Below are 11,220 nucleotides of genomic sequence, written 5' to 3'. Positions count from 1 at the left end.
GCAAGATCCTGCCGAAGGCTAGCTGCGTCGGCCCGCCGAACGACCGAACGCAGGTGGGTGAGTCCTGCCTTTTCTGCCGGGTTCGCGGCTATGTATGCGTCGATCTCAGCCTTTGTCAGATCCCAAGGGTAGACGTTCTTGCCTGGCGGCGGCGCGTCTACCGCCACGAATGGCACGCGCTTGTTGTCCAGCGTCACAGCGACAGGACCTTGGTTTAGCCGGTAGAGTTTATATAGCTGAGGCGCGAGCGCATCTCGGCGACCGAGAAGGGATTGCCGCGCCTCGATTGCACCACGATGTCTCTGCGTCTCGTAGATGTCCTGAAAGATTGCACCGACCTGCAAAAGCCTATCGACAGCGGCCCGCTCGTCGGCACTAAGATGCGACAAGTCGGGAGCGAGGCGGATCGATTGGGTCTTCTCGAGGATCTGCTGAACTTGAGCCGGGGACCACTCTTGGGTTTGCTGCGCTGACGCGGTCGAACTGAATGCAATAACTAGCGCGGAGACTGCGCCGAGCAGAGCGTCTGTAGCTTTCATGAGGCGAGATCCCAGGCGGTGAGATCTAGACCATGGCAGCGCTCACTGTACGCGCAAGCTTTGTGTAGCGGCTGGCACCACTAACAGTCCGGACATCAGGATGGTGTCCTGAGCATCGGGACCAGAAGCCGCCCTTACGCATCCGACCATCCGCAACTCATGCGAGTTGCAGCCAAGGGTGTCTGCAACCAAGTGCTAAAGGGGCAGTTGCACTTCCGATGCGTATCCTGGTCATGGCCTTGGTGCTGTCCGCGTGTGCTCCGATCAGCCAGAGCCTCTCTCCCGTTCCGCCTGGTCCGACCGACTATGTCGAGAACCTGCCACCCGGCTTCAGCGCGCAGAAGGTCAAAGCTGATCTGGAGGAAGCCATTATTGCGCGCTTCGGCGCGGCGGCGCTCAAGCGAGCTCAATCAGCCGAAGGTCACGTGCTGAGCCGCTTCTACCAAGGGATGCCTACCCCGCCTCCACCGGACGGCAAACCGCAGCTGCCCATCGCTGCTTTGCTGATCCTGGAACAAAGCGTCTGGTACCGAGCTGAGACCGGCGCAGCCTTCAGGCCTCTAACTCCACGTGAGCAAAGCGAATGGTTATCCGCACTCTCAGACACCGGACCGTGGGCCGAGCCAACGTATGCCAACCCGACCTGCACGGACGCGGGCGCCACCTACCTGATTGTGTCGGTTCCCAATCGGCCGTTCCTCCTTCGCGCAGCAAATTGCGCGACGCCAAAATCGGAGCGGCTTGGACTGGCAGCAATCAACCTATGATCTTCTCAGAGACTGAACCACCGGTAACGAAGAAAGCTATCTGACGATCGCCCGTCGATAGCCGGCCGCACGGGCTTCCGCTTCGCTGCAGAACATCTGCTCGGCTCGAGTCTGCGCGTGATAAGGCATGCCAGGAACGTGGTAGATCCAATCACCGCGGCGTGAACGATTGCCCTTGATGACGCATCCACCGGCCGAGCGGAGCGTCGCTCTTGGCCTCTGTGCTGAGCGGGTCTCAGGCCTAGAACTAGGCTCCGGGCTGGTCCGCGGCTGATTGGCCCAAATGTGGAACATGCGAGTTGAAAGGAGTTGCTCATGCTTGTTCTTGACCCAGGTGCCATGCTTGGGATCGCGGCCGTTGTGACGAGCGTATCAGCGCTCATCTGGTCGGTTAGGCGCGAAGCCTGAGGTCACAGCCATCCCTCCGGAGTGCAGGTTTGGCATTTGATCGAGGCCCGAACTCGCCACTGATGGCGGAATTCAGCCGCATTCAAGAGGCGCCACGGTGGGCTCCTTCCAGAAGTCTCTGCTTACCTGAAGGGAATGGTGCCCAGGGGCGGAGTCGAACCACCGACACGACGATTTTCAGTCGTCTGCTCTACCACTGAGCTACCCGGGCCCACGGCTCGCGACCCCGAGATCGCGGCGGGAAGCGCTCCCCTACCGGTCGTCTTCCGGCCTGTCCAGTCCAGGATCGGCCGGTGAGCCGGGGATGCGGTAACCCTCGCCGAGCCACTGCAGGAGGTCCCGGTCCTTGCAGCCGCGGCTGCAGAATGGCGCGTGGTCGGGTGCGCTTGGCTTGCCACACAGTGGGCAGCCTTTGGATGGCTTAGACAGGTTCGGCATGTCCACCGGACATGGCAAGGCTAGGATCGCTCCGCAAGGTGACGGCGCCGCCGCGCTGTCGGCCTAGGGCGAGCAGCCAGTCGCTCCTGCTTTCCAGCAAGGCGCCGACCTGAGAATGAACGGCTAGTCGGCACGGACCGCAGCCCTCGCCCGCCGCCCGCCGGAGCAGCGCGCGCGCCTCAAAGCCCGGTCGGTCAGCGGCGAGCTCCAGCAGCGAAGCGTGCCGCCGAGGCCGAACCACCTGCAGGAAGCCGAAGCCGTTTACCGCCGTGCGCTCGAAGCTGGTGCCCTCCAGCGCCTCGTCCAACGCGGCCGCCGCCCGCTGCCGCGGCTCCTTGCCGGGCGTGGTGGGGAGGTCGACGCCGATCGAACCGCCGATGCCCAGGCGGCGGATCGCCGCGCCCGCCGCCGCTGCGCCCGCAACCGCCAACTCGGTTGGTGAGGGAAGACCGTCCACGTCGATCAGCGTCATCGCTGCCGTCAGGTAGAGCTTGAGCTCGCCGCCGGGAAACCGGACGGTCCCGCTGCGCGCTTGCTCCAGCAGGTCGGACCAGCCCGCCCGCTCCAGGAGGTCCTCGCCATTCGGCGGAAAGGAAACCGTCTCCCCCGGCAAGGCAGCCATGGCTGCGGGTGCGTCCGTGATCCGGCCCAGGCTCCGCTTCCAGGCTTCGGGCCCGGGGATAGCCTCGCGCGTGATCTCCACGCGGATCGCCGCCCCTTGGCTTACGCCGCTGGGGCGCTGCGGCAGCAGCAGTTCGACTCCGCTCGCCGTGACCGCCAGCGCGTTGCGGCCGCCCGTTCCGACACTCCGTAGCCGGCACTCCACGACCGAGCCGGCAGGAACAGTGCCGTCGAGCCGCACCCGCGCTTCCACAATGCGGTCCCCGTCCACCAGCGCGGCGCGGGTTTCCCCGATGCCGCGCTCGACCAGCCAGTCAGGCAAGTGAGTAGCCCGCCGCTTTCAACATGTGCCGCGTTTCCCCAAGCGGCAGGCCGACCACGTTGGAGTGGCTGCCCGCGATGTGGCGGACGTAGACCTCGCCATAGCCCTGCAGCGCGTAGCCACCGGCCTTGCCGCGCCACTCGCCATGGCGTGCGTAGAAGTCGATCTCCTCGTGCGACAGGCGCTTCATGGCAATGGTGGTCTCCACCACGCGGCTGCGCAGGGTGCCGCCGGGCTTGGCCAGGGCAACCCCCGTCATGACCCGGTGGCGGCGGCCGGACAGCAGCGCCATGCACCGGCGCAGCGTCGGCTCGTCCTCGACCTTGGGCAAGATGCGGCGCCCGACCGCGACCACCGTGTCCGCGGCGAGCACCAGCGCGGCGGGTTCGGCCGTGGCGACCGCCTGCGCCTTCTCCTCGGCAAGGCGCAGCGCATGAACGCGCGGCAGTTCGCCAGCAGGCACGCTCTCGTCGATGTCCGCGGGCAGCACCGCGTCGGGGACGACGCCGATGCGGGCGAGCAGGTCGAGGCGGCGCGGGCTCGCCGAGGCGAGGATCAGCCGCACCAGGCGGCTTAACCGGTGTAGCCGGGAGGTCCGGCGCGCCCAGGCATGAAGCGGTAGGTAATTCGGCCCTTGGTAAGGTCGTAAGGCGTCAGCTCGACTAGCACCTCGTCGCCGGTCAGCACGCGAATGCGGTTCTTGCGCATCTTGCCGGCAGTATGCCCCAGGATCTCATGGCCGTTCTCGAGTTCGACGCGGAACATCGCATTGGGCAACAGCTCCACCACCCGGCCGCGCATCTCGAGAAGTTCTTCCTTGGCCATCAACCCTCGCTAAGTCATCCGAAAAGTCGGGGAGCCTTACGCGGACCCCATGAAAAAGGGAAGGAGCCTGCGGAGGGCCGATTGGGTAGGGTCGCTCAGGCCGGATTGTGCTTAGCCAGGAACGCCTCGAGCCGGCGGAGCCAGTCTGCGAAGTCCTCGCTGCTGGAAAAGCTATGACCACCCTTTTTGCAGAACACGGAAGTCACATTGCCGCCGGCTTTGGTCAGCGCTTCCATCATCATCCGGCTTTGCTTGGCCGGGACGCGCTCATCCTCCTCGCCGTGCGCGATCAGTAGCGGCACCCGCACCTTGCTGACGAAACTGATCGGGGACACCGCGCGCAGGTCCACCTTGCGCTCACCGCCGACCTTGTCGCGCTATTCACGGTAGTAGCGGGTGGCGGAGAAGAGCTTGCGATCGTAGCGCAGCATCGACTGCAAGTCGGATACTCCGGCGATGCTGGCCGCGCAGCGATAGCGTTCGGGATTGCGCGTAGCGGCCCACATGGCGGCGTAACCTCCGTACGATCCGCCGACGACGCACACCCGCTTGGAAATCGATCTGGCCCGATTTCGCCAGCCAATGTATGCCTCGTCGAGATCGTCCTGCATCCTGTGGCCAACCTCGCCGTAGCCGCGGTCGACGAAGTTCTTGCCGTGACCGGTGGAACCGCGGAACTGCGGCTGCAGCACCGCATAGCCACGATTGGCGAAGAACTGCACGGTGGGATCATACTCCCAATTGTCCCGCGCGAACGGTCCGCCGTGTGGCATGATGATCAGGGGCAGGCCTTTGGGCTCCCGGCCTCGCGGAAGCGTCAGATAGGCAGGGATGACGAGCCCGTCGCGCGCCTGGTAACGGACGTATTTGACGGGTGCCAGGCTGTCCGGATTGATCTCCGGATAGGGATTGATCACCGGATGCATCCGGGCGGTCGCCCGGTCTAGCAGGTAGTAGCCGCCCGGGTCCGCCCCGCTGTACGACCAGACCAGCGCGCGCTTGTCGTCCTGCGACCAGCCCGTCGTGAAGTTCACGGTGCCCGGCAAGGCCCGGTAGAGCTGCGCCTGCAGCTTCTTGAGCTCGGGATCGAACCAGAGAACGCGGCGGCGATCGTCCACATAGTCAACTGCATCTATACTCGCGGGACGGCCTGGAGCTGCGTTCCCGCTTGCGACAGCGGGGTGCGCCCCACCCACGAGAAGCATGGCCGCGGACCATGCAAGCAACTTCGTCATGCCATCCCTCCCCCTGTCGGCAGGGTCAGCCTAAAACGGAGATGGTAAGAGCCCCGCCGACGGACGCCGGCGAGGCTGTTTCGATCAGTTGCTCCGGCGCCTCAGCCGCCGGTCCCAGCCAGCGCCGCTAGCAGCAGCAGCGCGACGATGTTGGTGATCTTGATCATCGGATTGACCGCCGGCCCCGCGGTGTCCTTGTACGGGTCGCCGACCGTGTCGCCGGTGACCGCGGCCTTATGGGCTTCCGAGCCTTTGCCGCCGTAGTTGCCGTCTTCGATGTACTTCTTGGCATTGTCCCAGGCGCCGCCACCGCTGGTCATGGAGATGGCGACGAACAGGCCGGAGACGATCACGCCCAGCAGCAGCGCGCCGAGGGCGGCGAAGCCCTGCTCGCGTCCGGCGACCGCGGCGATGATGAAGTAGACGGCAATCGGCGCCAGCACCGGCAGCAGCGAAGGCACGATCATCTCCTTGATGGCGGCCTTGGTTACGAGGTCGACGGTGCGGGCGTAGTCGGGGCGGCTGGTACCGTCCATGATTCCCGGATTGCTGCGGAATTGGTCGCGGACGTCGATCACTACGTCGCCCGCGGCGCGGCCGACGGCGGTCATGCCCATCGCTCCGAACAGATAGGGCAGCAGGGCACCCAGCAGCAGCCCTACGACCACGTACGGGTTGGACAGGGAGAAATCGACAGAGTTGGGCGCGATGCCGAGCTCGCCCGAGAACTCCTGCAGGTCCGTGGTATAAGCGCCGAACAGCACCAGCGCGGCCAGCGCGGCGGAGCCGATGGCGTAACCCTTGGTCACCGCCTTGGTGGTGTTGCCGACCGCGTCCAGCGCGTCAGTGCGTGCGCGCACCTCATCCTCAAGGCCGGCCATCTCGGCGATGCCGCCGGCATTATCGGTTACCGGACCATAGGCGTCGAGCGCGACCACCATGCCCGCCAGCGCTAGCATCGCTGTCGCTGCGAAGGCGATGCCGATGAGGCCCGCAAGCAAGTAGGAAGCGATGATCGCCACGCAGATCACCAGCGTCGGCAGGGCAGTCGATTCTAGGCTGATCGCCAGGCCTTGGATCACGTTCGTGCCGTGGCCCGTCTCCGACGCCTTGGCGATGGACTTGACCGGCCGGAAATTAGTCCCGGTATAATACTCGGTGATCCAGACCAGCAGGCCGGTGACGGCCAGGCCGATCATCATGCACCAGAACAGGTCCCAGCCGGTGAAGCCGCCGGTCTGTTGCGCAACGGCTGAGCCGAGCTCCAGGTCGGTGCCGGCCGCTTCCTGCCCGCCGATCACGGCGTTGAGATCGCCCAGGGTCAGCCAGGTGACGAGCAGCAGGGCCGGGACCGACAGCAGCGCCGTGGTCCAGAAGCCCTTGTAGAGCGCGCCCATGATCGACTGGCCGCGGCCGAGGCGGACCATGTAGGTGCCGATGATCGAAGTGATGATGCACACGCCGCCGACGATCAGCGGCAGGGACATCAGCGCGGTGATGTCCGCCGCCCGGGTGCCGATCAGCAGGGCGGTCAGCACCATGGTTGCGCCAACGGTCACGACATAGGTCTCGAACAGGTCGGCGGCCATGCCGGCGCAATCGCCGACGTTGTCGCCGACATTGTCCGCGATCACCGCCGGGTTGCGTGGGTCGTCCTCGGGAATGCCGGCCTCGACCTTGCCGACCAGGTCGGCGCCGACGTCCGCGGCCTTGGTGAAGATGCCGCCGCCGAGGCGCGCGAAGATGGAGATGAGCGAGGCGCCGAACGCCAGGGCGACCAACGCGTCCACTACCGTGCGGCTGTTGGGCGCGTTGCCGCGGATTTCGACCAGGACGTAGAACAGGACGGAGATGGCCAGCAGCGCCAGGCCAGCGACCAGCATGCCGGTAATCGCGCCCGACCGGAAGGCAGTGGTGAGCCCGCCCTGCAGGCTGGTGCGCGCCGCTTCGGCCGTGCGGACGTTGGCCCGGACCGAGATATTCATGCCGATATAACCAGCGACACCCGACAGAATGGCGCCGGTCACGAAGCCGACGGCGGGGGTGAGCCCGAGGAACAAGCCCACCAGCACCGCCACGACCACGCCGACGATGGCGATGGTGGTGTACTGGCGCCCGAGATAGGCTTGGGCGCCCTCCTGGATGGCGCCGGCGATGTCCACCATCCGCTGGTTGCCGGCGGGCGCCCGAAGCACCTGCGCGCTGGTCAGCACTCCGTAAAGGACGGCGATCACCCCGCAGGCGATCGCGATCAGAACGATAATCATGAGGTGAACATTCCCCTGTTCAGTTCGGCTACGGCAGAACGCCGCATGAAAACTGACGGGGTGTTAAGGGGCCGGAAAGGGGCTGTCTAGGCTAGCCACAGCGCCGTCAGCGCGCCCGATGCCAGACCGGCACAGGCGAGCGCCCACTGGCGCCAGCTAAAAAGAGCGATGTTCATAACCTGCGCGCTCCGGCCACGGCACGGCCCCGTCCGCATCGGCCAGGGCGAGCCTGGCACCGGCGGTGACCGTCCCAATGCAGGCCATTGTCGGCGCCTTGGGTGAAGAAAGTGTTGCGGTGGGGTCGACCCCGGCGGGAAGCGCGGCCAGCAAGGCATAGTCGTCCCCCGCCGTGGCCGCGAACAGCCGGGCGGAGCGGGTTTGTCCGCGTTCAGCGATGAAGGCGCGGGACAGCGGAAGTGCGTGGAGGTCGATCTCCGCCCCGCAGCCGCTCGCCCGGCACATTCGCGAGACGTCCAGGAGCAGGCCGTCCGAGACGTCCATCATGGCGTTGGCGAGCGGCGCGAGCGCCCGCCCGGCGGCCAGCAAGGGTACGGGCCGGCGATACACGTCGACCAGGGCGCCGACGGCCGCAGCATCCATCTGCAGCAGGGCAAGCCCCGCCGCACTGTCGCCGAGGGTTCCGACGAGCCACAGCCGGTCGCCGGCGCGGGCGCCCGCGCGGGACGGGACGGGTGCGACTGCCCGGCCGATGGCGGTGAGGCCGAGCACGCGCGGCGTTGCGGGGGGCAGGCTGATCGTGTCGCCGCCGACCAGCGGCAGGCCATAGCTCTCGCAGGCCGCCGCCACCCCGGTCAAGAAGCTCTCTTCCCAGTCGTCCGCGCCGGTCATGGTGAGAGCCAGCAGCGCCGCCACCGGCTCCGCTCCCTTGGCGGCGAGGTCAGACAGGTTCACCGCGACCAGCTTCCAGCCGACGGATGCGGGCGGGTCGTCGGGCAGGAAGTGAACGCCCTCAGCGATGCTGTCGTGGGTGAGGACTAGGTCGCCGAGCACCGCCGCATCGTCGAGCAGCCCGCGCGCCGCGGGGTCCGTCGCAATGCCGCGAAGCCGCTCGATGATCTCGCTTTCCCTCAGCGGGCGACCCCCTTGGCGATGCTGTCGAGCAGCCCATTGGCGAACGCCACTTCCTTGCGGTCGTAAAAGGCGTGGGCGACGTCCAGATATTCGCTGATGACCGTGCCCACCGGAACGTCGCGACGGGCGAGCAGCTCGTAGGTGCCGGCGCGCAGAATGGCGCGCATCGGCCGGTCGAGCCGCTCAAGCTTCCAGCCTTCGGCCAGCCGCTCAACGATCAGCCCATCGATCTCCTCGCGGCGGGCATGGGCACCGCTCACCACATCGTCGAAGAAATCGACCTCGGCGTCGGCCAGCTCGGCGCCGTCGATGGTCTCGCCGATGCGATGGTGGTGAAATTCGTGCAGCAGCTGCGGCAGGGCGGTGCCTTCCATCTCCTGCTGGTAGAGGGCCTGAACGGCGGCCAGGCGGGCGGCGGAACGCGAACGAGAGCGGGTGTGGGTCATGGGGTGCGCGCCTATGCCCCGGCTTCCCCCGCGAGGAAAGGCCCAAGCGCGGCCGCCACGGCCTCCGGCTTCTCCCACGGGACGAAGTGACCGGCATCGGGGATGCGGACGATCTGGAGATCCTCGACTAAGCGGTCGAGACCGTCAAGCTGCACGGGCAGCAATGCCTTGTCGCGCATGCCCCAGACCACCAGCGTCGGCACCCGGACCTTTGGAAAGGCGCCGAGCACCCAGTCGGGCACCGGCACGGTGAGCAGCGGCGGCGGGACGTGAATGTGGCTGGCGCGGTACCAGTTCAGCATCGCGGTCAGCGCGCCTGGCTGGCTCCATTCGGCGACGTACTGGGCGCGTTCCTGCGGAGGGATGAGCGAGAGGTCGACGTGCGGCGAGAAGCTTTTCTCGAAGAAGGTCTCGAGGCCCATGGCCTCCACCGCCTGTTCGAAGCCGGGGGTGCGGAAGGCGGTCATGTACTGGCTGGCCGCGCGCTGCTCGGTGCTCTCGACCAGGCTCTTCTGGAAAATGAGCGGGTGCGGCGCGTTGACGATTCCCAGCCGCTCGAGGCGGGGGTCGCCCTTGATCGCCGCGGCCCAGGCGACCGCGCCGCCCCAGTCGTGACCAACCAGGCTGAAGCGCTCGATCCCGAGGCCGTCGGCGAGGGCGAAGAGGTCGGCGGCGATCTTGTCGGTGCGGTACTCGTCGACTGCCTGTGGCCGGTCGGAGCCGCCGAACCCCCGCTGGTCGGGCATGACCAGGCGGAAGCGGTCCTGCAGCAATGGCGCGATGCCGCGCCAGGTGCGGTGCGATTCAGGAAAGCCGTGGAGCAGGATGACTGGCGGCGCGTCCTCCGGCCCGGCGACCGCAACGTTAAGGGTAACGCCGGTCGACAAGGGCAGGCGGCGGAACTCGGTCACGGGTAGCTGACCGTCTTCGGCACCTCGGGGATCGGGATCCACTCGTCACGGTCGTCGGGCGGGAGGATGAACTCGCCGGCCTTCCACGCACGCTTGGCTTCGTTGATGCGTTCGCGGCTGGACGAAACGAAGTTCCACCAGACGTGGCGCTCGCCGTCCATCGGCGCCCCGCCGCACAGCATCAGCCGCGCGCCGTATGCGGAGCGCAGGACGGGCCGGTGACCGGGGGCGAGCAGCACCAGATGCTGACGCTCGAGCGGGGTCCCGTCGATCGTCGCCGCACCCTCCAGCAGGTACACGGCGCGCTCGTCCGCCTCGCGCTCCAGCTCCAGCGACGCGCCGGGCTGGAGATCGATCGCGGCGTACAAGGTGGGCGAATGCTGGGTGACCGGCGAGCGCGCGCCGTAGGCCTCGCCCATGATGAGGTTGAGGCGCACGCCATCGCCTTCGATCCGCGGCAGGCGGTCGGCCGGGACATGCTCGAAGGCCGGATCCTGCTCCTCGCTCGCTTGAGGAAGCGCAATCCAGGTCTGGATGCCGTCCAGCGCAGGCCCGCGCGCCCGCTCATCGCCGGGCGAGCGCTCCGAGTGGCTGATCCCGCGCCCGGCGGTCATCAGGTTGACCGCGCCCGGCTCGATCCGCTGCACGGTGCCCAGGCTGTCGCGATGATCGATCGCGCCGGCGAACAGGTAGGTGACGGTCGCCAGGTTGATGTGCGGGTGCGGGCGGACGTCGATGCCCTCGTCCACGCCAAGCCGCGCCGGGCCCATCTGGTCGAAGAAGATGAACGGGCCGACCATGGTCCGCAGCTTGTGCGGCAGGGTGCGGTGGACTTTGAAGCCGCCAAGGTCGTGGCTGACCGGGGCCAGGCTCATCAGGATGGGCGAGTCGTTGTTCATTCGCCGGGCGCCTTTGCTGCGGTGACGGCGAGTGCGTGGACCCGCTCCTGCATCAACTCGCCCAGCGCCCGATAGATCATCCGCTGCCGTTCAACCCGGTTCTTGCCGGTAAAGGCAGGGCTTTCGACCGCCAGGCTGAAGTGGCTTTCGCCCGCCGGATTGTAGCCGCCGTGGCCGCGGTGCTGCTCGCTGTCGTCGTTCAGCTGGAGCTGCGTCGGGGCGAGCGCCTCCTGGAGACGAGCGGTGATCTCGCGAGCGATGGGGCCGGTGGAAGCTTGGTTCATGGGCGCTATATTAGGCGGCTTGGCTCAAGAGGACGAGAGTGGCGTCAAGAAGTCAGAAATTTCACGGGCGGGTGGAAGGGGCGGCGGACCGCTGTGCCGTGCCGGGCTGCGCCCACGCCGGCGAGTTCAAGGCGCCGCTGAGCGCGAGCAGCTTCGATGGGCCGGG

12 protein-coding genes, 1 tRNA gene and 1 pseudogene are annotated in these 11,220 nt (G+C 67.0%); 1 reads left to right on the top strand and 13 read right to left on the bottom strand.

Going from position 1 to position 11,220, the window contains the following annotated elements:
- Positions 1 to 539 (bottom strand): hypothetical protein (locus tag QZX62_RS05990; protein ID WP_294172923.1); only part of this gene is annotated, 539 nt, incomplete at its 3' end.
- Positions 540 to 757: 218 nt separating this feature from the next.
- Between QZX62_RS05990 and QZX62_RS05985 the strand changes: the two genes are divergently transcribed.
- The gene (locus tag QZX62_RS05985) at positions 758 to 1,306 is read left to right on the top strand and encodes a hypothetical protein (RefSeq protein WP_294172922.1); all 549 of its coding nucleotides are present in this window, start codon (positions 758 to 760) and stop codon (positions 1,304 to 1,306) included.
- A gap of 544 nt (positions 1,307 to 1,850) precedes the next feature.
- On the opposite strand, the gene QZX62_RS05980 is transcribed toward QZX62_RS05985, so the two are convergent.
- The 12 genes and pseudogenes from QZX62_RS05980 to QZX62_RS05925 all read right to left on the bottom strand — a co-directional run bounded on the left by QZX62_RS05980 (position 1,851) and on the right by QZX62_RS05925 (position 11,054).
- A tRNA-Phe gene (locus QZX62_RS05980) sits at positions 1,851 to 1,925 on the bottom strand.
- A 41-nt stretch (positions 1,926 to 1,966) separates the two neighbouring features.
- The gene (gene yacG, locus QZX62_RS05975) at positions 1,967 to 2,152 is read right to left on the bottom strand and encodes a DNA gyrase inhibitor YacG (RefSeq protein WP_294172921.1); all 186 of its coding nucleotides are present in this window, start codon (positions 2,150 to 2,152) and stop codon (positions 1,967 to 1,969) included.
- Complete coding sequence (locus QZX62_RS05970; protein WP_294172920.1) at positions 2,136 to 3,095, bottom strand: ribonuclease; 960 nt, start codon at positions 3,093 to 3,095, stop codon at positions 2,136 to 2,138. Before QZX62_RS05970 ends, yacG begins: the two co-directional genes overlap by 17 nt.
- Positions 3,088 to 3,660, bottom strand: coding sequence for a nucleoside triphosphate pyrophosphatase (locus QZX62_RS05965; protein ID WP_294172918.1), 573 nt, complete (start codon positions 3,658 to 3,660; stop codon positions 3,088 to 3,090). The genes QZX62_RS05970 and QZX62_RS05965 overlap by 8 nt, the downstream gene beginning before the upstream one ends.
- Positions 3,661 to 3,668: 8 nt before the next feature.
- Positions 3,669 to 3,920, bottom strand: coding sequence for a translation initiation factor IF-1 (gene infA / locus QZX62_RS05960; RefSeq protein WP_294171208.1), 252 nt, complete (start codon positions 3,918 to 3,920; stop codon positions 3,669 to 3,671).
- A gap of 95 nt (positions 3,921 to 4,015) precedes the next feature.
- A pseudogene (locus tag QZX62_RS05955) lies at positions 4,016 to 4,846 on the bottom strand (alpha/beta fold hydrolase).
- Between the two features lie 410 nt (positions 4,847 to 5,256).
- Positions 5,257 to 7,422, bottom strand: coding sequence for a sodium-translocating pyrophosphatase (locus QZX62_RS05950; RefSeq protein ID WP_294172916.1), 2,166 nt, complete (start codon positions 7,420 to 7,422; stop codon positions 5,257 to 5,259).
- A 156-nt stretch (positions 7,423 to 7,578) separates the two neighbouring features.
- On the bottom strand, positions 7,579 to 8,496 hold the full coding sequence (thiL, locus tag QZX62_RS05945; protein ID WP_294172924.1) for a thiamine-phosphate kinase: 918 nt from the start codon (positions 8,494 to 8,496) through the stop codon (positions 7,579 to 7,581).
- Positions 8,497 to 8,510: 14 nt separating this feature from the next.
- The gene (nusB, locus tag QZX62_RS05940) at positions 8,511 to 8,960 is read right to left on the bottom strand and encodes a transcription antitermination factor NusB (RefSeq protein WP_294172915.1); all 450 of its coding nucleotides are present in this window, start codon (positions 8,958 to 8,960) and stop codon (positions 8,511 to 8,513) included.
- An 11-nt stretch (positions 8,961 to 8,971) separates the two neighbouring features.
- On the bottom strand, positions 8,972 to 9,871 hold the full coding sequence (locus QZX62_RS05935; protein WP_294172914.1) for an alpha/beta fold hydrolase: 900 nt from the start codon (positions 9,869 to 9,871) through the stop codon (positions 8,972 to 8,974).
- Positions 9,868 to 10,770 (bottom strand): pirin family protein, encoded by a 903-nt coding sequence (locus tag QZX62_RS05930; RefSeq protein ID WP_294172913.1) that lies wholly within the window; start codon positions 10,768 to 10,770, stop codon positions 9,868 to 9,870. Before QZX62_RS05930 ends, QZX62_RS05935 begins: the two co-directional genes overlap by 4 nt.
- Complete coding sequence (locus QZX62_RS05925) at positions 10,767 to 11,054, bottom strand: BolA family transcriptional regulator (RefSeq protein ID WP_294172912.1); 288 nt, start codon at positions 11,052 to 11,054, stop codon at positions 10,767 to 10,769. The genes QZX62_RS05930 and QZX62_RS05925 overlap by 4 nt, the downstream gene beginning before the upstream one ends.
- Positions 11,055 to 11,220 lie beyond the last annotated feature (166 nt).

Source organism: uncultured Sphingomonas sp., from assembly GCF_902806265.1.
Lineage (GTDB): Bacteria > Pseudomonadota > Alphaproteobacteria > Sphingomonadales > Sphingomonadaceae > Sphingomicrobium.
Note: the sequence above shows the minus strand (reverse complement) of the source record. Positions and strands in the feature narration are given on the sequence as shown.

What these genes read in the sequence shown, in the direction of transcription:
- QZX62_RS05985 (WP_294172922.1), top strand. Translation starts at nt 758, where the DNA reads ATGCGTATCCTGGTCATGGCCTTGGTGCTGTCCGCGTGTGCTCCGATC.
- yacG (WP_294172921.1), bottom strand. Translation starts at nt 2,152, where the DNA reads ATGCCGAACCTGTCTAAGCCATCCAAAGGCTGCCCACTGTGTGGCAAG.
- infA (WP_294171208.1), bottom strand. Translation starts at nt 3,920, where the DNA reads ATGGCCAAGGAAGAACTTCTCGAGATGCGCGGCCGGGTGGTGGAGCTG.
- QZX62_RS05950 (WP_294172916.1), bottom strand. Translation starts at nt 7,422, where the DNA reads ATGATTATCGTTCTGATCGCGATCGCCTGCGGGGTGATCGCCGTCCTT.
- nusB (WP_294172915.1), bottom strand. Translation starts at nt 8,960, where the DNA reads ATGACCCACACCCGCTCTCGTTCGCGTTCCGCCGCCCGCCTGGCCGCC.
- QZX62_RS05930 (WP_294172913.1), bottom strand. Translation starts at nt 10,770, where the DNA reads ATGAACAACGACTCGCCCATCCTGATGAGCCTGGCCCCGGTCAGCCAC.
- QZX62_RS05925 (WP_294172912.1), bottom strand. Translation starts at nt 11,054, where the DNA reads ATGAACCAAGCTTCCACCGGCCCCATCGCTCGCGAGATCACCGCTCGT.